This window comes from Candidatus Pelagibacter bacterium nBUS_29, from assembly GCF_051200905.1.
Taxonomy (GTDB): Bacteria; Pseudomonadota; Alphaproteobacteria; order Pelagibacterales; family Pelagibacteraceae; genus Pelagibacter.
Map to the genome: position 1 here is coordinate 1,184,884 of NZ_CP172843.1, position 20,047 is coordinate 1,204,930.

At 30.5% G+C, this 20,047-nt stretch carries 19 protein-coding genes; 10 read left to right on the top strand and 9 right to left on the bottom strand.

The features are described from left to right. Positions 1 to 10 precede the first annotated feature (10 nt). Genes rplU through ACIJYA_RS06370 form a run of 9 tightly spaced genes read left to right on the top strand, consistent with a single transcriptional unit; the run spans position 11 to position 6,558 of the window. The gene (gene rplU, locus ACIJYA_RS06330) at positions 11 to 424 is read left to right on the top strand and encodes a 50S ribosomal protein L21 (protein WP_028035976.1); all 414 of its coding nucleotides are present in this window, start codon (positions 11 to 13) and stop codon (positions 422 to 424) included. Positions 425 to 436: 12 nt separating this feature from the next. Then, positions 437 to 691 (top strand): 50S ribosomal protein L27, encoded by a 255-nt coding sequence (rpmA, locus tag ACIJYA_RS06335; RefSeq protein ID WP_008544325.1) that lies wholly within the window; start codon positions 437 to 439, stop codon positions 689 to 691. 27 nt (positions 692 to 718) lie between these two features. Next, positions 719 to 1,702 (top strand): Obg family GTPase CgtA, encoded by a 984-nt coding sequence (gene cgtA, locus ACIJYA_RS06340; RefSeq protein ID WP_435088131.1) that lies wholly within the window; start codon positions 719 to 721, stop codon positions 1,700 to 1,702. Next, the gene (proB, locus tag ACIJYA_RS06345) at positions 1,692 to 2,798 is read left to right on the top strand and encodes a glutamate 5-kinase (RefSeq protein ID WP_435088133.1); all 1,107 of its coding nucleotides are present in this window, start codon (positions 1,692 to 1,694) and stop codon (positions 2,796 to 2,798) included. The genes cgtA and proB overlap by 11 nt, the downstream gene beginning before the upstream one ends. A 1-nt stretch (position 2,799) precedes the next feature. Further along, a complete protein-coding gene (locus tag ACIJYA_RS06350; protein WP_435088135.1) occupies positions 2,800 to 4,050 on the top strand; it encodes a glutamate-5-semialdehyde dehydrogenase in 1,251 nt (416 codons plus the stop codon). A gap of 1 nt (position 4,051) precedes the next feature. Continuing rightward, positions 4,052 to 4,573: a nicotinate (nicotinamide) nucleotide adenylyltransferase gene (nadD, locus tag ACIJYA_RS06355; RefSeq protein ID WP_435088137.1), complete on the top strand. Its 522-nt coding sequence runs from the start codon at positions 4,052 to 4,054 to the stop codon at positions 4,571 to 4,573. A gap of 17 nt (positions 4,574 to 4,590) precedes the next feature. After that, entirely contained in the window at positions 4,591 to 4,941 is a 351-nt protein-coding gene (gene rsfS, locus ACIJYA_RS06360; protein ID WP_435088138.1) for a ribosome silencing factor, read from the top strand. Continuing rightward, complete coding sequence (locus tag ACIJYA_RS06365; protein WP_435088140.1) at positions 4,938 to 6,077, top strand: S41 family peptidase; 1,140 nt, start codon at positions 4,938 to 4,940, stop codon at positions 6,075 to 6,077. The genes rsfS and ACIJYA_RS06365 overlap by 4 nt, the downstream gene beginning before the upstream one ends. 4 nt (positions 6,078 to 6,081) lie before the next feature. Beyond that, complete coding sequence (locus tag ACIJYA_RS06370) at positions 6,082 to 6,558, top strand: RNA pyrophosphohydrolase (RefSeq protein ID WP_435088142.1); 477 nt, start codon at positions 6,082 to 6,084, stop codon at positions 6,556 to 6,558. On the opposite strand, the gene atpC is transcribed toward ACIJYA_RS06370, so the two are convergent. From atpC to priA, 6 genes are all read right to left on the bottom strand, one after another. Further along, positions 6,551 to 6,943 carry an ATP synthase F1 subunit epsilon gene (gene atpC, locus ACIJYA_RS06375; RefSeq protein WP_435088144.1) on the bottom strand — a complete coding sequence of 131 codons (393 nt, stop codon included), beginning with the start codon at positions 6,941 to 6,943 and terminating at the stop codon, positions 6,551 to 6,553. The two genes, ACIJYA_RS06370 and atpC, sit on opposite strands and share 8 nt — an antisense overlap. Further along, the gene (gene atpD, locus ACIJYA_RS06380) at positions 6,943 to 8,361 is read right to left on the bottom strand and encodes a F0F1 ATP synthase subunit beta (protein WP_435088146.1); all 1,419 of its coding nucleotides are present in this window, start codon (positions 8,359 to 8,361) and stop codon (positions 6,943 to 6,945) included. Before atpD ends, atpC begins: the two co-directional genes overlap by 1 nt. 2 nt (positions 8,362 to 8,363) lie before the next feature. Further along, on the bottom strand, positions 8,364 to 9,239 hold the full coding sequence (locus tag ACIJYA_RS06385; RefSeq protein WP_435088148.1) for a F0F1 ATP synthase subunit gamma: 876 nt from the start codon (positions 9,237 to 9,239) through the stop codon (positions 8,364 to 8,366). Between the two features lie 6 nt (positions 9,240 to 9,245). Continuing rightward, the gene (gene atpA, locus ACIJYA_RS06390) at positions 9,246 to 10,781 is read right to left on the bottom strand and encodes a F0F1 ATP synthase subunit alpha (protein WP_435088150.1); all 1,536 of its coding nucleotides are present in this window, start codon (positions 10,779 to 10,781) and stop codon (positions 9,246 to 9,248) included. Beyond that, positions 10,782 to 11,339, bottom strand: a complete 558-nt coding sequence (gene atpH / locus ACIJYA_RS06395; protein WP_435088152.1) for an ATP synthase F1 subunit delta — start codon at positions 11,337 to 11,339, stop codon at positions 10,782 to 10,784. It abuts the gene before it with no gap. A 108-nt stretch (positions 11,340 to 11,447) separates the two neighbouring features. Continuing rightward, on the bottom strand, positions 11,448 to 13,403 hold the full coding sequence (gene priA, locus ACIJYA_RS06400) for a replication restart helicase PriA (protein WP_435088154.1): 1,956 nt from the start codon (positions 13,401 to 13,403) through the stop codon (positions 11,448 to 11,450). Between the two features lie 114 nt (positions 13,404 to 13,517). On the opposite strand from priA, the gene ACIJYA_RS06405 reads away from it, so the two are divergent. After that, complete coding sequence (locus ACIJYA_RS06405; protein ID WP_435088157.1) at positions 13,518 to 14,363, top strand: sulfotransferase domain-containing protein; 846 nt, start codon at positions 13,518 to 13,520, stop codon at positions 14,361 to 14,363. Between the two features lie 38 nt (positions 14,364 to 14,401). On the opposite strand, the gene lpdA is transcribed toward ACIJYA_RS06405, so the two are convergent. From lpdA to ACIJYA_RS06420, 3 genes are read right to left on the bottom strand one after another with little or no spacing between them, the layout of a single operon-like run. Further along, positions 14,402 to 15,802: a dihydrolipoyl dehydrogenase gene (lpdA, locus tag ACIJYA_RS06410; RefSeq protein ID WP_435088159.1), complete on the bottom strand. Its 1,401-nt coding sequence runs from the start codon at positions 15,800 to 15,802 to the stop codon at positions 14,402 to 14,404. Further along, positions 15,803 to 17,122: a 2-oxoglutarate dehydrogenase complex dihydrolipoyllysine-residue succinyltransferase gene (odhB, locus tag ACIJYA_RS06415; protein WP_435088161.1), complete on the bottom strand. Its 1,320-nt coding sequence runs from the start codon at positions 17,120 to 17,122 to the stop codon at positions 15,803 to 15,805. Between the two features lie 6 nt (positions 17,123 to 17,128). Continuing rightward, positions 17,129 to 20,038, bottom strand: a complete 2,910-nt coding sequence (locus ACIJYA_RS06420) for a 2-oxoglutarate dehydrogenase E1 component (protein ID WP_435088163.1) — start codon at positions 20,036 to 20,038, stop codon at positions 17,129 to 17,131. Positions 20,039 to 20,047 lie beyond the last annotated feature (9 nt).

Below are 20,047 nucleotides of genomic sequence, written 5' to 3' on the forward strand. Positions count from 1 at the left end.
AATTCTTACTATGTCTTACGCTATAATAAAAACAGGTGGCAAACAGTATAAAGTAAAAGCTGGTGAAATCCTGAAAATTGAAAAATTACCAGACTCAAAACCTGAATCTAAGATAGAATTCAACGAAATACTTGCATATGGAGATGATAAATCTATAGAAATAGGTACCCCACATGTTGAAGGTGCTAAAGTAGAAGCTGATTTAATTAAAAATGGTAAAGACAGAACGATTTTAATCTTCAAAAAAAGAAGAAGACATAATTCAAGAAGAAAAAATGGTCATAGACAAGAACATACAATGATTAGAATTAACAAAATTTTTTCTAAAGATGGTAAAGTTTTATCTGAAGCAGAAAAAATGGTTAAACCAACTAAAAAAGTTGAAGCTGAAGTTAAACCAAAAACAGAAGCGGCAAATAAATAAATTAGGTAAGTTATGGCAACAAAAAAAGCAGGTGGATCATCGAGAAACGGACGAGATAGTGCTGGGCGAAGACTTGGTGTTAAAAAGTACGGTGGTGAGACAGTAATACCTGGAAATATAATTGTAAGACAAAGAGGAACTAAAATTTTTCCTGGGGAAAATGTAGGAATGGGTAAAGATCATTCTATTTTTTCAGTAGTAAAAGGTAAAGTTGTGTTCAAAAAATCTAAAGCAGATAGAACTTTCGTTTCAGTAAAGCCCAATTAATAGTACAACTTAAATAAATGTTGTATTATGAAATTCCTAGATCAAGTAAAAATTTATATTAAAGCTGGAAACGGTGGTGATGGCTCACCAAGCTTCAGAAGAGAAAAATATGTTGAGTATGGAGGCCCTGATGGAGGTGATGGAGGAAAGGGTGGATCAATAATTTTAAAGGCTGAAGATAATCTTAACACACTTATAGATTATAGGTACCAACAACATCATAAAGCACAACGAGGAGAAAATGGTGCTGGACAAAATCGTACAGGTAAAGGAGGTGACGATTTATTTTTAAAGGTGCCCCTTGGAACTCAAGTTTTTGAAGAAGACAACAAAACTTTACTATTTGATTTTAATAAAAAAGGAGAAGATTTTGTCGTTGCTATTGGTGGTAAAGGTGGACTTGGAAATACTAGGTTTAAAAGTTCTACAAATAGAGCCCCAAGAAAATTTACCAAAGGTGGAATTGGAGAAGAGTTTACAATTTGGCTTCAATTAAAAACAATTGCTGACATTGGAATAATTGGTTTACCAAATGCTGGAAAATCAAGTTTGTTGGCTGCAATAACAAACGCAAATCCAAAAATTGCAAATTATAGATTCACTACTTTAAATCCTAATTTAGGAGTTGCATCTTATGATGATAAAGAAATTACTATTGCAGATATCCCAGGACTTGTAGAAGGTGCTCATGAAGGCGTTGGTCTTGGTATACAGTTTTTAAAACATATAGAAAGATGTAAATCATTATTGCATCTGATAGATATTACGAACTTAGATTTAAATGAGTCTTACGAACAAGTTAAAAATGAATTAAAAAGTTACAGCTCAAAATTAATTGATAAAAAAGAGCTTGTAGTACTTAATAAAATAGATTTAGTAGATGAAGATACTGTTAAAGATGTAATTGATTATTTTTCAAAAGGTAAAAATTGTGAAATAATGACTATGACTACATTAGAAAAAGACTCTATATCTAAAATTAAAGCTAAACTTTTGTCATATGTCTCTTAAAAATTCTAAAATAATAGTTGTCAAAATAGGATCTTCACTTCTCGTAGATAACAATAAAAAGATTAGAAAAAAATGGCTTTCTAGTTTTGCAAAAGATATCAAAAAATTAAAAGATAAAAATCAAAAAGTAGTAATTGTAAGCTCAGGTGCAATAGCGCTTGGATGCAAGAAAATGAATATAAATAAAAAAACAATTAAACTAGATAAGAGTCAGGCTATAGCTTCAATCGGGCAAATCGAACTGATGAACTTATTTTCTCAAACATTTACAAAATATAAGCTAAATATTTCACAAATCCTATTAACTCTTGAGGATACAGAGGAAAGAAGAAGATCTTTAAATGCTAAAAGAACTTTTGAAAATTTATTTGATTTAGATTTTATTCCAATCGTTAATGAAAATGACACAATAGCCACAACTGAAATAAAATATGGTGATAATGATAGACTAGCATCTAGAGTTGCACAAATTTCAGATGCTGACACTTTAATTCTTCTTTCAGATGTGAATGGTCTTTACACAAAAAATCCAAAAATTTACAAAGATGCTGAATTAATCAAAAATGTAAATGATATAAAAAAAGATTTAAAAGAGATTAATATTAAAGGTGTAAACGAATATGGCAGTGGTGGAATGGAAACTAAAATTGAAGCAGCAAAAATCTGTCAATTAGCAGGCTGTAATATGGTTATAGCAAATGGACTACACTTAAATCCTATCTCAATGATTAATGAAAAAAATAATTGTACTTGGTTTAATTCTAAAGTTTCAAAGCTTGATGCTAGAAAAAAATGGATCATAAGTTCTATTGCGCCAAAAGGATCAATTATAATTGATGATGGTGCAAAAAAAGCTTTAAGATCAGGAAAAAGCTTATTAGCCGCTGGGATTAAAAAAATTTCAGGAAAATTTAGTAAAGGGGATCATGTCAAAATTCTAGATAAAAAAAACAACGAATGTGCAAGAGGTTTAAGTTCTTTTACATCTGATGAAATAATTAAAATTATGGGAAATCATTCAAATCAAATAGAAAAATTACTAGGTTATGTTGCAAAATCAGAAGTTATTCACAAAGATGATATGGTAGAGATTTAAAATGATTAAAAAAATGAAATTAATAGGTATTAAAAGTAGAAAAGCCTCCGAAAAAAAAATTAATTTAGATACTAAAAATAAAGTTTTAAATCTTTACGCTAAATTACTTGATAAAGAAAATAAATCGATATTAAGAGAAAACTTAAAAGATGTTAAATTTGCTAAAAGCAAAGGAATTAAAGAAAATCTAATTAACAGACTACAAATTGATAAAGTAAGACTCAAAAATATCAAAGATTCTGTCATTAAAATTTCTAAACTAAAAGATCCTGTAAATGTAACTCTAAAAAAATGGAGTAGACCAAATGGATTAAATATAAAAAGAGTAACTATACCAATTGGCGTAATTGGTGTTATTTTTGAAAGTAGACCCAATGTAACATCTGATGTAGCAGGTCTATGCTTTAAATCTGGTAATGCTGTAATTCTAAAAGGTGGATCAGAAGCTTTGAATACCAACAGAATATTGGCAAAATTATTTCGACAAGCTCTTAAAAAAAATAATGTCGATGAAAATTATATTCAATTTGTAGACTCTAAAGATAGAAAAATGGTCGACATTATGCTTTCAAAAATGAAACAATACATTGATGTTATAATTCCTAGAGGTGGAAAAAATTTAGTTAAAAGAGTTCAAGAGTTTTCAACAGTTCCTACAATCGGCCACCTAGAAGGTATCTGTCACACGTTTATTGATAAAGATGCAGAATTAAATATGGCATCAAATATTATTTATAATGCTAAATTAAGAAATACAGCTATTTGTGGTGCAACCGAAACTATTTTACTTCATGAAGAAATAGTTAAAAAATTTTGTAATCCAATTTTAAAAAGACTTGAGAATGAAAATTGTAAAATATACGGTGATAATATCATAAGAAAATATTACAAAGGTAAAGTTTATCCAGCTAAAGAGAAAGATTGGTCTACAGAATATTTAACAGCTGCTGTATCGGTTAAAGTTGTTAAAAGTTCTGATGAAGCTATCAATCATATAAACAAATATGGAACAATGCATACTGATTCAATTATTACTAAAAATAAAAAAACAGCTAATAAGTTTTTAAAAAATGTTAAAAGCTCTATTGCAATGCATAATACTTCAACACAGTTTGCAGATGGTGGTGAATTCGGATTTGGTGGAGAAGTAGGTATATCAACTAATACACTACCTCCAAGAGGCCCTGTTAGCTTAGAGCAATTAGTTTCATACAAATATGAAATCTCAAGTAAAGGAAAAATAAGAGAATAACTTGAATATAAAAAAAGTTAAAATTGGAATTTTGGGAGGTTCATTTGATCCAGCTCACAAAGGTCATTTAGCAATATCTAAAGAAGCTAAAAAAAAATTCAAACTTGAAAAAATTATTTGGGCTATTACTAAGCAAAATCCACTTAAATCTGAGAGCAAGACACCTATTGCAAAAAAAATTAAGGATTGTAAAAAAATAATTGGATTGAATTCTTTTATAAAAGTAAAATTTTATGAAAATATAATTAAATCTAATAAAACTATTGATCTAATTAACCATCTTAAAAAAAATAAAAACTTTGAAATTTATTTTTTAATGGGGGCGGACAATCTGATTGATTTTCATAGATGGCACAAATCAGAATTAATTACTCAAAAATGTAATATCATCGTATTCGATCGTCATGGATATAAAAAAAATTCTTTAAAATCAAAGACATTTAAGAAGTTTAACAATAAAACTCTTTCATTTGTTGAATTTAAAAAAGTCAACATTTCATCTTCTCAATTAAGAAAAATTTGATAGTCTTATTTTAACTAATGGATAAAATTTCAGATCTTAAATCAGTTGTAATTGACACACTGGATCTTAACAAAGCTCAAGACATTGTAACTATTGACCTTAAAGATAAAAGTTCAATGGCAGACTATATGATTATTGCAAGTGGTACTTCTTCAAGACATATACAGTCTTTATCAGAGCAGGTTTTAGAAAAGTTAAAAGATAATGGTATCAAAAATTCAAAGATTGAAGGAAAAGAAAGTAGTGAATGGAAGCTGGTTGACGGAATTGATTTGATTGTGCATATATTCCATCCTGAAAAAAGAAAGTTTTATGAGCTTGAAAAAATTTGGTCAGAACTAATTCCAAAAGAAAAGTTAATTATATGAAAAAAATTCAACTTTATTTGATAATTTTTTTAATTTCTTTTTTTTTCTCCTATTCAATAAATTCAGCTGAAATAGATATTTATAAAAAAATTGATCTATTTGGAGAAGTCCTTGAAAAGATAAATGAAGAATATGTAGATGAAATTAATCAATCTGAAAGCATGGACTCTGCTATTAATGGTCTTCTTCAGTCACTTGATCCCTATTCCGCTTATATGTCACCAGAAATTTTTCAAGAGATGCAAACCGAAACTAGTGGGGAGTTTGGTGGTCTTGGAATTGAAGTTAGTATGGAATCAGGTGTTGTAAAAGTAATTTCACCCATAGATGACACTCCTGCATCAAAAGCTGGCATTAAAGCTGGAGACTATATTGTAAAAATTAATAACACTCAGGTGCAAGGAAAATCTTTAAGTGAAGCAGTTGATTTAATGAGAGGTCCAGTTGGTTCTAGCATTGAACTAACTGTGAGACGAAGAGGAGTAAAAAAAGCTCTTACATTCAACATAACAAGAGAAATAATTGAAGTACAATCTGTTAAATCAGATTTATTAGAAAATAATATAGGATACATCAGATTAACTTCTTTCAACGACAACAGTAGTCAACAGATTAAAAAACAAATTAAAAAACTAAATGAAAACGAAAACTTAAAAGCATTTATATTGGACTTAAGAAATAATCCTGGAGGTCTATTATCTCAGGCAATAAAAATTTCTGACTTTTTTTTAGAAAATGGTGAAATAGTATCAACGAAAAGCAGAAAAAAATCAGAGAATAGAAAATGGTTTGCAAGAAAAGGAGATATTACTGATGGAAAAACTTTATTGGTATTGATAAACTATGGATCTGCATCTGCATCTGAAATTGTTGCTGGAGCTCTTAAAGACCATAAAAGAGCAATTATACTTGGTGAAAGTAGTTACGGAAAAGGATCTGTGCAGTCAATAATTCCTCTAAAAAACAAAGGAGCTATCAGATTAACAATTGCAAAATATTACCTTCCATCTGGAAAATCTATATCAGAAGTAGGAGTAAGACCAGATATTGAAGTCAATGAAGAAGGTGATGACTTTAGAATTAAAACTGTTACCGATAATCAGCTAAATTACGCAATTAAGTTACTAAACGGATAGTAATATGAAAAAGAATTTTAGCGAACTACCGCTAAGAATTGGGGTAGGAATAATTTTATTAAATAATGACAATAAAGTTTTTGTTGCAAGAAGGATCGATAATGCAAAAAAATTTTGGCAGATGCCTCAAGGTGGGGTTGATGAGGGAGAAGATTTTTTAAAAGCTGCCTACAGAGAACTTGAGGAAGAAACTAGTGTTAAAAGCGTAGAACTAATCAAAGAAATAGATGGCTCTATAACCTACGAACTTCCTGATCGATTGTTAGGAATTATTTGGAAAGGTAAATACAAAGGTCAAAAACAAAAGTGGTTTTTAATGAAATTTACAGGAGAAGAAAAAGAAATTAATATCAAAACTAAAAATCCAGAGTTTTTAGATTGGAAATGGATCGATATTGATCAAATTACAGAAGTTGTGGTAGATTTTAAGCTACACGTTTACAAAGAACTCCAGGAAAAAGTTAAAAAGATTATTAATTAAGAGATCTTAGTACTTCAAGTTTTTGATCAACTAAATATTTAGATTGGTCATTTATCTCAGGGTTACTTGCTTCCTCTTCAGCCAATTTTAATAGATCTTGTTGCTTAGATTTATCTAAATCTGTGAGATTAAATATCGAGCTTGTCAGGATTGATAAATTATTATTTTTAAACTCAACAATTCCATCCTCAACATAATAATTTTCATCACCAGATTTTGACAAAATTTTTATAATACCTGGCTTTAAAAATGAAATTATAGAAATGTGATCTTTAAGTATTCCCATCTCACCTTCAAAGGCAGGAACAACAACTTCAGATGCATCTTCTTTAACTAAAAAAGATTTTTCTGGATTTACTATTTCAATCTTAAACTCTTCACTCATTAAGCAGCAGCTTCCTTAGCCATTTTTTCAGCTTTTTCTATTGCTTCTTCTATAGTTCCAACCATATAAAAAGCTGCTTCTGGAAGGTGATCATAGTCACCTTTACAAATTGCAGCAAAGCCTTTTATTGTTGAGTCTAAATCAACTAGTTTACCCGGAGATCCAGTAAACACTTCCGCAACAAAAAACGGTTGAGATAAAAATCTCTGGATTTTTCTAGCTCTTGCTACAACCAACTTGTCTTCCTCAGACAATTCATCCATACCCAAAATAGCTATGATATCTTGCAGCGATTTATAAGTTTGTAAGATTTTTTGAACTTCTCGAGCAACTCTATAATGTTCATCACCAACAATTCTAGGATCCAAAATTCTTGAAGTAGAGTCAAGTGGATCAACTGCAGGATAAATACCTATTTCTGCAATTTGTCTCGAAAGTACGGTAGTAGCATCCAAGTGAGCAAATGATGTTGCAGGCGCAGGGTCAGTTAAATCATCGGCAGGTACATAAATAGCCTGTACTGATGTAATCGATCCTTTATTAGTAGTAGTAATTCTTTCTTGAAGGTTACCCATGTCAGTTGCAAGTGTAGGCTGATAACCAACAGCCGATGGTATTCTACCCAATAGTGCTGACACCTCAGAACCTGCTTGTGTAAATCTGAATATATTATCTACAAAAAAAAGAACATCTTGACCTTCTTGATCTCTAAAATATTCAGCTACAGTTAATCCTGTAAGAGCAACTCTAGCTCTAGCTCCTGGAGGCTCGTTCATTTGTCCATAAACTAGTGCAGCTTTAGATCCAGCTCCATCTTTTTTAATAACACCTGAGTCTATCATCTCATGGTATAAATCATTTCCTTCTCTAGTTCTTTCTCCAACTCCTGCAAATACTGAAAATCCACCGTGTGCTTTCGCAACGTTGTTAATTAATTCCATAATTAAAACTGTTTTTCCAACTCCAGCTCCACCAAACAGTCCAATTTTTCCACCTTTTGCATATGGTGCTAGTAAATCAATTACCTTAATACCTGTAACTAATATTTCTGTTTCAGTAGATTGTTCGTTAAATTCGGGTGCAGCTCTGTGAATAGGCCAGCTTTCTTTTGTTTTTACTTCGCCTCTTTCATCAATAGGCTCTCCAATTACATTTATAATTCTTCCCAATGTTTCAGGGCCAACTGGAACTTGGATAGGCGCTTTAGTATTTGTCACCTCGTCACCTCTTTTTAAACCTTCAGTAGCATCCATTGCAATTGTTCTAACAGTAGATTCTCCTAAATGCTGAGCAACCTCTAAAACTAGTCTGTTGTCTCCATTTTTACATTCTAAGGCTGTTAAAATTTCTGGAAGATCTCCATCAAATTTTACGTCTACTACTGCTCCAATAACTTGTGTAATTGTTCCTTTGCTCATAATTATAAACTCTCTGCTCCTGATATGATTTCTATTAGTTCTTTAGTAATTGCTGCCTGACGACTTCTATTATACTCAATAGTAAGCTTGTCAACCATTTCACCTGCGTTTCGGGTTGCATTATCCATTGCACTCATTCTTGAGCCCTGTTCACTAGCTGAATTCTCTAACATTGCCTTAAATATTTGTGTTGAAATATTTTTTGGCAATAAATTGCCTAAAATCTCATCTTCATCTGGTTCAAACTCGTAACTATCCTCAGATTTATCATCCTCTGAATTTTCAACATTTAAAGGAATTATTTGTTGTGCTTGAGGAATTTGAGTAATTACATTTTTAAATTGGTTATAAAAAATAGTACAAACATCAAACTCTTCAGCTCCAAATTTTTCAATTACCATTTTACCAACTTTTTCAGCATCAAAATAGTTAGCATGTTTTGACTCTTTGAATGAAATATTTGCAATTATCTTGTCATTATAGGCTCTTTTAAGTTGGTCGTTACCTTTTGAACCTACAGTAATGATCTTTAGATCCTTTCCATCTTTTGAAAGCTTAGCAAAATAGCTTTTGGCCTTTTTAATAATATTTGAATTAAAACCACCACACAAACCTCTATCGGAAGTCATCACTACGCATAAATGAACTTTATCATTACCTGATCCAGATAATAATTTTGGAGCATTTTCTTTGTCAGAAATGCCACTAGAAAGATTTAGAATTATATTATTCATTTTTTCTGAATAAGGCCTTCCCCTCTCAGCACTTTCTTGGGCTCTTCTAAGTTTTGCTGCCGCTACCATCTTCATAGCTTTGGTAATTTTCTGTGTAGACTTTACACTAGCTATTCTTTTTTTAAGGTCGTCTAAACTTGCCATAATAAATTAAGATTTAAAATTTTCCTTTAATTGAGTTATTGCTTCAATTAGTAATTTTTCTTTATCATCTTCAAGTTTACCTGAGCTTTGAATTGAATCAATTATTTCAGGTTTATCAGACTTACATTTTTCAATGATTTTATTTTCAAATTCAGCAATATCTTTTAATTCAATATCGTCCAAATATCCCTTTACTCCACAGAAGACAGAAATAACTTGTTCAGCTACTGTCATTGGTGAGTATTGTTTTTGTTTTAGAAGTTCAGTTAATTTTGAACCTCTATTTAAAAGTTGTTGTGTTGAAGCATCTAGATCAGATCCAAATTGAGCAAAAGCAGCCATCTCTCTATATTGTGCTAGCTCTAATTTCATTGATCCAGAAACTTTTTTCATCGCTTTTGTTTGTGCTGAAGAACCAACCCTTGAAACAGATAAACCTACGTTAATAGCTGGTCTTATCCCCTGGTTAAAAAGTTCAGTTTCTAAGAAAATCTGACCATCAGTAATTGAAATTACGTTAGTTGGAATAAACGCTGATACGTCACCACCTTGTGTTTCAATAATTGGAAGCGCTGTTAAAGAACCTCCACCATGCTCATCACTTAATTTTGCTGCTCTTTCTAACAATCTACTGTGAAGATAGAATACATCACCAGGGTAAGCTTCACGTCCTGGAGGTCTTCTTAACAATAGGGACATTTGTCTATAAGCAACAGCCTGTTTAGATAAATCATCATAAATAATTAAACCGTGCATTCCATTATCTCTGAAATATTCACCCATTGTACAACCTGTGTAGGGTGCTAAAAACTGAAGTGGCGCAGAGTCAGATGCTGTTGCGGCAACGATTGTTGTGTATTCCATTGCTCCAGCTTCTTCCAATGTTTTTTGAATTTGTCTTACAGTTGATCTTTTTTGACCAATAGCAACATAAATACAATAAAGTTTTTGTTTCTCATCACCAGACTCATTAATTTTCTTTTGGTTAATGATAGCATCAATTGCAACTGCAGTTTTACCTGTTTGTCTGTCACCAATAATTAATTCACGCTGACCTCTTCCAACTGGAACTAGACTATCAATAGATTTAAGACCTGTTTGCATAGGCTCACTAACTGACTGTCTAGGAATAATTCCTGGAGCTTTTACTTCAACTCTACTTTTTTTAACACTTTTATCTAAAGGTCCTTTGCCATCAATTGGATTTCCTAACCCATCAACAACTCTACCTAATAATTCTTTTCCGACTGGAGTATCAACAATGTTCCCAGTTCTTTTTACAGTATCACCTTCTTTGATATTTCTGTCATCTCCAAAAATTACAACCCCAACGTTTTCACTCTCTAAGTTTAAGGCCATACCTTTAGAGCCATCTGCAAACTCAACCATCTCTCCAGCTTGAACATTGTCGAGACCATAAATTCTAGCGATACCATCTCCCACTGATAAAACTTGTCCTACCTCAGTTACTTCTGCTTTATCACCAAAATTTTTAATTTGTTCTTTTAATATTTTTGTTACTTCTGAAGGATTTATTTCCATTTATGCCTCTATCATTCTGTTTTCGATTTGTTGTAATTTATTTTTAATTGAGGTGTCAACCATAGTACTTCCAACTTGCACTATTAAACCTCCTATTAAACTTTCGTCATGTTTGTAGTTTAATTTTATTTTTGAGCTAAAATTTTTAGTAAGCTCTTCTGTAATTTTTGATATTTCATCACCAGATAATTCTTTTGCAGATTTTAATTCTGCTTTTAATTCTCCTCTTTTTTGAGAACATGTTTCAATGAAGCTCTTTAAAATTTGATCTACATAAAAAAAACGTCTTTTAGAAATTAAAAAACTTAAGAAATTTTTTAATAAACTTTCAAATTTGTTGTCATTAGAAATAATATCTATAACTTTTAAAAGATCTTCTTGGCTATTAGTTGGATCTTTAATTAGATCTGAGAAATCTTTACTTGATGAAATCAGGCTTAAGATAGATGAGGACTGATCTTCTACTTGAAAAAGAACATTGCTTTCACTTGCAAGCTCATACAAAGCTAAAGAATATCTTTCAGCTGAAGTTATTGAAAATCCCTTATTTTTACTCAACTTGGTACCTCTGTTATGTTGAAGATTATTTTAAAATCACGCTCTAATTAGCATATGACCATAATGTCTTCAAGTAGCACATTCGTTTAAAAGTCCTTTTTTTAAAGGTTAATTGAAGTTTATTGGATCAACATCAACTGAAAGTTTTATTCCTGATGAAAATTTGTAATTTGGGATAATTTCAGCGATTGAATTCTGTAATTTGAGAGATTTTGAACCTCTAATTAACATTCTTATTCTAAATTTCCTTTTTAGTCTAAAAATAGGTGCACTGACTGGTCCTAAAACTCTTCCATTAATTTTTTCTTCAATAAAATTTTTAAAATAAAAAGCTTCTTTTTCTAATTTTACTTCATTGTCTCCTGTTAGAATTAATGAAATAAATCTTTGAAATGGTGGAAGCTTGTTTTGTCTTCTAATATCTAATTCTCTATCAAGAAAGATGTCAGGATTACTATTTGTTAAATCTGAAATCATTTTAGTATTAGTATTATAAGTTTGAAAATACACAGTAGCAGGTTTACCTGTTCTTCCTGCACGGCCAGAAAGCTGGTGGTATAACTGTAAATTTTTTTCAGCTCCTCTCAGATCATGTCCTTGAGACGAAAGATCAATATCAACTACCACAATACAATTAAGGCTTGGAAAATGAAAACCTTTAGAGATCAACTGTGTTCCAACTAATATTTGAACTTCATTATTAATTATTTTTTCTAATTTATCGCTAGAGTCTTTTTTATTCATAGTATCACTCGAAAAAATTTCTATTTTTTTTGATGGAAAGTTTTTTTTAACTTCTTCAGATATTCTTTCCACACCAGGCCCACTAAAAATAAACTCACAGTCACCATCTTTTACACAAGTTCTTTTTAAAGAAGATTTGAAACCACAATAATGGCACAATAAATTATTTTTATTTTTATGATAGACTAAATTGATTGAACAATTTGGACACGAATAACTATTAAAGCATTTATTACAAAGTACATGTGGAGAAAAACCTCTTCTATTTAAAAAAAATAATACTTGGTCGTTTTTATCAAGATGAAAATTTACTTTCTCAATTATTTTTTTTGAAAGCCAAGATTGTTTTTCTAATTTTGTTTCATTAAGATTGATTATTTCATAATTTGGTAATGATGCATTTTGATAACGTTTTTCTAATTTAGAAATACTATATTTACCTTTTTTAATATTTTCATAAGTTTCAATTGATGGAACAGCTGTAATTAAATTGATAGGAATATTTTCAAATGACGCTCTTGAAATAGCCATGTCTCTTGCATTATAGGTAACTCCTTCATCTTGTTTATAAGATTGGTCATGTTCTTCATCAACAATAATTAGACCTAGTTTTTTAAATGGTAAAAATAATGATGATCTAGCTCCAATGACAACTTTTATTTCCCCGTTTGCAATTCCACTCCAAATAATTTCTTTCTTTTTTTTTGTAATACCAGAATGCCAAACTGCTGGGGTAAAACCAAAGAATTCTATAAATTTTTTTTCAAATTGACCTGTTAAGCCAATCTCAGGTAATAAAATTAAGCCCTGAAAACCTTTGTTTATAATGTCTTTAAGGGCTTCAAAATATACCATGGTTTTTCCTGAGCCTGTTGTTCCCTGGAGAACATGAACCCTAAATTTTTGATTAGAAAAATTCATTTTTTTAAGGGATTTTTTTTGTTCTTCAGAAAGCTTTATTGAATTTTTTTTGATACTTGTATCAAAAATTTTGTAAGCATCTTGTTGAAATTTTTCTACAGCATTACTACTTAATAAAACTAGTTTTAAAGCCATTCCTTTAGGAATTATATTGTATTCTGAAAACCAGTTAAGAAATTTGATAGTTGTTTTTTTTAATGGAGAAACGTCTAATTTTTTTAAAACACTCTTTATCTTAAAATTTCTATCATTTTTTTTTTCAAATTCATCCCAAACTACTCCTGTGATTTTAGATTTACCAAAAGGTACAACCACATAATCTCCTACTTTTAAAACAATATCGCTATCATAAGTAAAAGGATGATTAAATATATTTGGTAAAAGAACTGGGTATTTCATATTTGCAATAATTGTATCAGATTAATAAATTTTGATTATAATCTTAATATATTTTTTGACATTATTTATGTACTAGTTTTGTTGATTTTTTTAATCTAAATATTATAAATATTAATGATCATTTGGCTCACATCATACCCCAAAAGTGGCAACACATGGGTAAGGTCTATAGTGGCTGCTTTAATGTACACAGAGGATGGTGTTTTTAATTTTGATCTTTTAAAAAGAATTAAACAGTTTCCTGATAAAGCGCACTTTAAAAACTTTACAAATGACTATGGTAATTTTCATGAAATAAAAAAACACTGGATAGTTGCTCAGGATCTAATAAACCTAGATAACAAAGTTAAATTTTTAAAAACACACCATATTAATTGTAAAGTTGATAATCATAATTTTACTAATAAAAAAAATACTTTAGCTACAATCTATATTGTTAGAGATCCTAGAAATTTAGTAAATTCGATTTCAAATCATTATAGTAAAACATTGGAAGAATCAAAAGAATTTTTGTTCACTCCAAAATTAATTGGGGGATATAAAAAAAACGGTGACTTAATTAAAGACAGTTTAAAGGATCTTCTAGGTACCTGGAATGAACATTATAAATTTTGGAAAAATAATAATAAAGATTTTTTATTAATTAAATATGAAGATTTAATAAAAGATGCAAGATTTGAATTGGAAAGAATAATTAGTTTTATAAAAAATTATACTGAAATTCAAAGTAATGAGAAAAAAATTGAAAATATAATTAAGACTACTAATTTCAAATATCTAAAAAATTTAGAGGAAAAAGGTTATTTTAATGAAAATGCCTATGAAATAATTAATAAAAAAATAAAATTTTTTAATTTAGGTCCAGAAAATAACTGGAAAAAGTTATTAGATAAAAAAATTATAGAAGAGATTGAAACTAAATTTTCAGCTGAGATGAAAGAACTTGGATATTTAAAATAACTAAGGATAATTTAGGATTTTACTTTAAAATCCTATTGTTAAGAATGTATTGCTCTTTTATCTACTGATAATGCTGCTTCTTTAACAGCTTCTGAAAATGTTGGGTGAGCGTGACATGTTCTTGCAATATCCTCTGAGCTTGCACCAAATTCCATAGCAATTCCTATTTCTGCAATTAATTCACCAGCATGAGGGCCAATAATGTGTGCGCCTAAAACTTTGTCTGTAGTTTCATCTGCTAAAATTTTAACAAACCCTTCTGCATCATCTATTGCTTTTGCTCTAGAGTTTGCCATAAATGAAAACTTACCAATTTTATATTTTGTATTTAATTCTTTTAATTGCTCTTCTGTCTTACCAATTGATGCAACTTCAGGTGTTGTATAAACAACACCAGGAATCGTATCATAATTAACATGACCTGATTGACCTGCAATATTTTCTGCAACTGCAATTCCTTCATCTTCTGCTTTATGGGCAAGCATTGGTCCACTTATAACGTCACCTATCGCATATATGTTATCAACGTTTGTTTTAAACATATTGTCTGTTTTAACTCTTTTTCTTTCATCTAATTCAACCCCAACAGCTTCTAAATTTAAACCATTAGTGTTTGCTTTTCGTCCAACAGAAATAAGAACTACATCACAATCAAAATTATTTTTATTTCCATCTTTATCAACCGTTGAAACAACTGCTCCTGTTTTATTATTTTGGATAGCTTCAACTTTATTTTGCATATTAAATTTGATGCCTTGTTTTTTTAAAATCTTCATAAATTCTGAAGAAATTTCTTTATCCATACCTGGAGTAATATGATCTAAAAACTCTACTACTTGCACTTCAGCACCTAATCTTGACCAAACTGATCCCATCTCTAATCCAATGTAACCACCACCGACAACAACCATTTTTTTTGGAACTTTATCTAATTTTAACGCACCTGTTGAAGATACAATAATTTTTTCATCAATTTCTATTCCTGGCAAGGACACTGGAACAGAACCTGTTGCAATCACTGTTTTTTCGGCTTGAATAATAGTCTCTTTATTTTGATCATCTTTAACTATGATTTCATTTTTTGATTTAAAACTTCCAATTCCTTTATAATAAGTGATCTTATTTTTTTTTAATAAAAACTCGACTCCCTTAGTAAGAATAGTCACTGCTTTATCTTTACTTTTCATCATTTTTTCTAGATTTAGCTTAACTTCTCCAACTTCAATTCCTTTACTAGATAAATTTTGAACTTTATGAAATTCTTCAGATAAATTTAATAGACTTTTTGAGGGAATACACCCAACATTTAAACACGTTCCCCCAAGTGATCCTCTTGACTCTATGCAGGCTGTTTTAAGTCCAAGTTGAGCAAGCCTAATAGCACAAACATAACCACCAGGACCCCCTCCAATTACTACTGCTTGAAATTTTTCTGACATTTAAATATCCAAAAATAACCGTCTAGGGTCTTCTAAATTTTCTTTAACCATTTTTAAAAATGAAACTGACTCTTTACCGTCAATTATTCTATGATCATATGACAAAGCTAAATACATAATAGGTCTAATTTTTATTTCTCCATCAACCACAACTGGTCTTTCAACAATATTATGCATTCCAAGTACCCCTGATTGAGGAAGATTCAATATTGGTGTTGATAACATTGATCCATACACACCACCATTACTAATTGTAAATGTTCCACCTTGAAGATCTTCAATAGTTAATTTTCCGTCTCTTGCTTTTTCTGAAATTTCTTTAATATTTTTTTCAATATCAGCAAATGATAATTCATCAGCATTTCTTAATACAGGTACAACCAAACCTTTTTCGGTACCTACAGCAAAACTAAGATTATAATAATTTTTATAAATTATTTCATCACCATCTATCTCAGCATTTACTGCTGGGAAATTTTTCAATGCAACAACACACGCTTTAACAAAAAAAGACATAAAACCTAATTTTATTCCATAACGACTTTGAAAATCTTGCTGATTTTCTTTTCTCATTTCCATAATATTAGTCATATCAACTTCATTAAATGTAGTTAACAAAGCTGCATTTTCTTGTGCTTGTTTTAATCTCTTAGCTATCGTCTGTCTTAGTCTGGTCATTTTAATTCTTTCTTCTTGACCATACTGAGCTTTTCTTTCTGAAGGTTGTGGATTAGCTCCCATTAAACTTATTAGGTCACCTTTTAAAACCCTTCCATCTTTTCCTGAGCCTTGAACTGAATTAATATCTATTTTATTTTCTGTAACAATTTTTCTAACAGCTGGTGAAAGTGTTTGGCTTTCTGTATTGGCCTTAGGCTCTGATTTTTCTATTTTGGCCTTTGGAGTTTCTTCTTCTATGACCTCATCAGTTAAAACTAATGGTTCATCTTCAGTTTTTTCTTCTGGTTTTTCCTCAAAAATTTTTGGTTCTTTTTTAGATGCATCTAATTTAATTACGTTATCTTCTTTTTGAGTGGGTTCTACTTTTTTAATTTCCTCTTTTTTAACTGACCCTGCTGATCCACTCTCTGATACTGAGCCTAACAAAGCTCCAACTTCTACCACAGAGCCATCTTTTGAATTTATTTCTGTTAAAATACCTTTAACAGGAGATGGCACTTCAAGATTAACCTTATCTGTCTCAAGCTCTACGATTGGCTCATCAGCGTCAACAGCATCACCAGCATTTTTTAGCCATTTTGCAACTGTTGCCTCAGTAATACTTTCGCCAAGAACAGGAACTACAATTTTTTCACTCATCTATAATTATTCAAAAACCTTATCAATTATTTCTTGTTGTTGAGAATTATGCCTTTTTGCATATCCTGTTGCTGGGGATGCATCGGGGCTTCTTCCTATATAAGAAATTTCATTATTATTAGCCTTAATAGTATCCAATGTCCATTGGATATAATCTCTAACTGAAAACCAAGCACCCATATTTTTAGGCTCTTCCTGACACCAAAAAAATTTAGCATTCTTTGCGTATGGTTTAAGCTCTTTAACAAGAGTTTTCGCAGGAAATGGGTAGAGTTGCTCCACTCTATATAAAATTACATCATCTTTTTTTAATTTTTCTCTAGCTTCCAATAAATCAAAATAAACTTTACCTGAACACATTATTACTTTTTTAATTTTTGAACTTTCTTTTAATTTTATAAAACCTTTTGTTTGTGGGTCTATTGCATGGTCCCAAAGTATTCTATGAAAAGAATTCGATTTACTAAAATCTTCTAAGTTTGATACACAGTATTTATTTCTAAGTAAAGATTTTGGAGTCATCATAATTAATGGTTTTCTAAAATCTCTATGCATTTGTCTTCTAAGAGCATGAAAATAATTTGCAGGTGTTGTACAATTCATAACTTGCATATTGTCATTTGAGCACATCTGTAAAAATCTCTCTAATCTAGCTGATGAGTGTTCTGGTCCTTGACCTTCATATCCATGGGGCAATAACATTACTAATCCAGAAGCTCTTCTCCATTTTCTCTCTCCTGATGCAATAAATTGATCAATCACAACTTGTGCACCATTCGCAAAATCTCCAAATTGTGCTTCCCATAGAGTAAGAGTATTTGGTTCAACCAAACTATAACCATATTCAAATCCCAGAACAGCTAATTCTGATAAAAAGCTATCAACAACTTCAAATTGTTTTTGATTATTTGAAATATTATTTAGAGGAACATATCGACTGTTATTTTTTTGATTTCTTAATACTGAATGTCTCTGACTAAAAGTTCCCCTTCCAGAATCTTGCCCAACCAATCTTACTGGATAGCCCTCTTCTAAAAGAGATCCAAATGCTAAAGCTTCAGCTGTTGACCAATCAATATTGGATCCACTCTTAACAGCTTCTCTTCTATTATTTAATATTTTGACTATCGTTTTATGTAAATTTAATTCATCCGATGAAGCATTTATTTTTTCTGAAATTTGTAAAAGCTTTTTAGTATCTGCTCCCGTTACTCCTCTTTTATCTTTTCCTTTTTCAGGTTTATATGCTGACCACGTACCTTCAAACCAAGCAATTTTTGGTTTGTAATCTTTTGCATTTTTAAACTGATCATCAAGCAAGTTTTTAAAAGTCTTAATTGAATTATCTAAACTTTCATTTGAAATTACATTTTCATCTACAAGTCTTTTACCATAAACTTTTATTGTTGAAGGATGAGATCTAATTTTTTCATACATCAAAGGTTGCGTAAATGATGGCTCATCTCCTTCATTGTGACCAAACCTTCTGTAACAAATTAAATCTACAACTACATCTCTATTGAATTTAAGTCTAAACTCTGTTGCTATTCTAGCCGCATAAACAACAGCTTCTGGATCATCTCCATTTGCGTGAATTATTGGAGCATCAACCATCTTTGCTACATCAGATGGGTATGGGGAAGACCTGGCAAATCTTGGGCTTGTCGTAAATCCTATCTGATTATTAACTATTATGTGAATTGTACCACCAGTATTATGTCCAGGCAGTCCAGACATTGCAAAACATTCAGCTACAACACCTTGGCCTGCAAAAGCAGCATCGCCATGAATTAAAATTGGTATTACTTTGTTTCTCTCTTTATCCTTGTGGAAATATTGTTTTGCTCTAGTTTGACCTAGCACAACTGGATTAACTGCTTCTAAATGTGAAGGGTTATCAGTTAAACTAACATGAACTGAATTTCCATCAAATTCTCTATTAGATGAAGCACCTAAATGATATTTTACATCACCCGCACCCTCATCTGATGAAGTTCCAAATTCTCCAGCAAATTCATTAAATATTCTCTTATATGATTTTTGCAACACATTGGCTAAAACATTTAACCTACCTCTATGGGACATTCCAATTTTTACTTCTTTTACTTGTGATTGACCACTAATCTTAATAATTTGTTCTAAAGCTGGTATTAAGCTCTCTCCACCATCTAATCCAAATCTTTTGGTACCAACATATTTGGTATGAAGAAATTTTTCAAACCCCTCGGCTTGAATTAATTTATTCAAAATAGCTCCCTTACCATTTTTAGTAAAACTTAAATCATCTTCTGATTTTTCAATTCTATCCCTAAACCACTTTCTCTCTGTAGGATTTGAAATATGCATATATTCATATCCAACTGATCCACAATAAGTTTTTTTTAAAAATTCTAAAATTTCTTTTATATTTGAATTTTGTTTATTAATCACACCACCTAAATAAATATTTTTTTTATAATCAGATTTTTTAAAACCAAATGACTCAGGGTGAAGTTCATCTAAATAATCTGATTTAATTAATTCTAATGGATCTAATTTAGCTATGAGATGTCCTCTTTGCCTATAAGATCTTATCATCGAAACAGCTTTTATTGAATCTTCGTTTGATCCAGATGAATTTACATTCGTATCACCCACATTAGAAGCAGCACCATTGGAGTTATGATCTTCTTGATCAATTTTTTTCTGAAGCTCATCAATATCTATTTTGTTTTTTTTAGGACCCCAAGAAGGGCCATTAATTTCTTTTGCAATAATATTTAATTCATCTCCGATACCCTCAAAATAATCCTTCCAACTATCTGGTAAATCTGCATCTTTGTTAACAAACTTAAGGTGCATTCGCTCAATAAATGCACTATTAGACTTGTTTAAAAATGAGGTTTTTTCGTATTCGAGATTTTTTGATGCTGACATCTATCTATT

Excerpts from the sequence above, each read along its gene's own strand:
- rplU (WP_028035976.1), top strand. The coding sequence starts at position 11 with ATGTCTTACGCTATAATAAAAACAGGTGGCAAACAGTATAAAGTAAAA.
- rpmA (WP_008544325.1), top strand. The coding sequence starts at position 437 with ATGGCAACAAAAAAAGCAGGTGGATCATCGAGAAACGGACGAGATAGT.
- cgtA (WP_435088131.1), top strand. The coding sequence starts at position 719 with ATGAAATTCCTAGATCAAGTAAAAATTTATATTAAAGCTGGAAACGGT.
- proB (WP_435088133.1), top strand. The coding sequence starts at position 1,692 with ATGTCTCTTAAAAATTCTAAAATAATAGTTGTCAAAATAGGATCTTCA.
- ACIJYA_RS06350 (WP_435088135.1), top strand. The coding sequence starts at position 2,800 with ATGATTAAAAAAATGAAATTAATAGGTATTAAAAGTAGAAAAGCCTCC.
- rsfS (WP_435088138.1), top strand. The coding sequence starts at position 4,591 with ATGGATAAAATTTCAGATCTTAAATCAGTTGTAATTGACACACTGGAT.
- ACIJYA_RS06365 (WP_435088140.1), top strand. The coding sequence starts at position 4,938 with ATGAAAAAAATTCAACTTTATTTGATAATTTTTTTAATTTCTTTTTTT.
- ACIJYA_RS06370 (WP_435088142.1), top strand. The coding sequence starts at position 6,082 with ATGAAAAAGAATTTTAGCGAACTACCGCTAAGAATTGGGGTAGGAATA.
- atpC (WP_435088144.1), bottom strand. The coding sequence starts at position 6,943 with ATGAGTGAAGAGTTTAAGATTGAAATAGTAAATCCAGAAAAATCTTTT.
- atpD (WP_435088146.1), bottom strand. The coding sequence starts at position 8,361 with ATGAGCAAAGGAACAATTACACAAGTTATTGGAGCAGTAGTAGACGTA.
- ACIJYA_RS06385 (WP_435088148.1), bottom strand. The coding sequence starts at position 9,239 with ATGGCAAGTTTAGACGACCTTAAAAAAAGAATAGCTAGTGTAAAGTCT.
- atpA (WP_435088150.1), bottom strand. The coding sequence starts at position 10,781 with ATGGAAATAAATCCTTCAGAAGTAACAAAAATATTAAAAGAACAAATT.
- priA (WP_435088154.1), bottom strand. The coding sequence starts at position 13,403 with ATGAAATACCCAGTTCTTTTACCAAATATATTTAATCATCCTTTTACT.
- ACIJYA_RS06405 (WP_435088157.1), top strand. The coding sequence starts at position 13,518 with ATGATCATTTGGCTCACATCATACCCCAAAAGTGGCAACACATGGGTA.
- lpdA (WP_435088159.1), bottom strand. The coding sequence starts at position 15,802 with ATGTCAGAAAAATTTCAAGCAGTAGTAATTGGAGGGGGTCCTGGTGGT.
- odhB (WP_435088161.1), bottom strand. The coding sequence starts at position 17,122 with ATGAGTGAAAAAATTGTAGTTCCTGTTCTTGGCGAAAGTATTACTGAG.
- ACIJYA_RS06420 (WP_435088163.1), bottom strand. The coding sequence starts at position 20,038 with ATGTCAGCATCAAAAAATCTCGAATACGAAAAAACCTCATTTTTAAAC.